The sequence below is a fragment of the Mesorhizobium sp. M2A.F.Ca.ET.067.02.1.1 genome (genome assembly GCF_004023285.1).
Taxonomy (GTDB): Bacteria; Pseudomonadota; Alphaproteobacteria; order Rhizobiales; family Rhizobiaceae; genus Mesorhizobium.
The window spans coordinates 1-861 of record NZ_RZSB01001267.1; the positions used below are offsets into that span (position 1 = coordinate 1).

Here is an 861-nt window from a genome sequence, read left to right on the forward strand (position 1 = left end):
GCGCTGCTTGCCAGGGCCGAAGACATCGCCCAGGCCTTCGAGGCGGCCGACCGTCGCCTGCACGAACGTGCCCAGGACACGTCCAACATGCTGATGGCGCGCGCCGACGACGCGTCGAACTCGCTCATGGCTCGCGCCGAGGAAACTGCCGACAAGCTGGCCACGCGCGCCGGTGAGATCGCCAACACCGTCGACGCGGCCGACCAGAAGCTGGTTGCCCGCGCCGTCGAGACGGCGCAGTCGCTGGCCTCGCGTGCCGGTGACATCCTGCGCAACTTCGAGGGCGCGGACGAGCGGCTGTCGATGCGCATCACCGAATCGGCCGAAGCGCTGGCCGCCCGCGCCTCCGATCTCGGCCGCATCTTCGACGGCGCCGACCAGCAGCTCATGGCGCGCATCGCCGAGGGCTCGGAAGCGCTTTCCGCCCGCGCCGGCGAGATCGGCCGCATCTTCGACGACGCCGACAACCGCCTGGTGTCGCGCATCGCTTCGACCAGCTCGACGATCGGCGAGCATGCCGACACGATCGTCGGCGCCTTCGCCGCCACCGAGCAGCGTGTCGCCGACCGCGCGCGCCAGACCGGCCAGGAGCTCGCCGTGCATGCCCGCGAGATCGAGCAGGCGCTGTCCGGCGCCGACGAGCGGATTGCCGCGAGCGCCGCGGCTGCCGCCGCGCGCGTCGAGGACCAGGTCGCGAGCGTGGAAAACCGCCTCGCCTACACCGCAGAGACGATGGGCCAGAAGCTCAGCGAGCAGGTCTCCAGCGCCGAGGCTCAGCTGATCTCGCGCGCCAACGTCATCGCCGAGACCTTCACGGCGGTCGGCCAGCATATCGGCCAGAGCAACAACGAGGCCGCGCGC

At 71.3% G+C, this 861-nt stretch carries 1 pseudogene; it reads left to right on the forward strand.

The window, feature by feature from the left end:
• Window positions 1-861 (forward strand): annotated as a pseudogene (locus tag EOA28_RS37225) (kinesin); the annotation flags it as partial.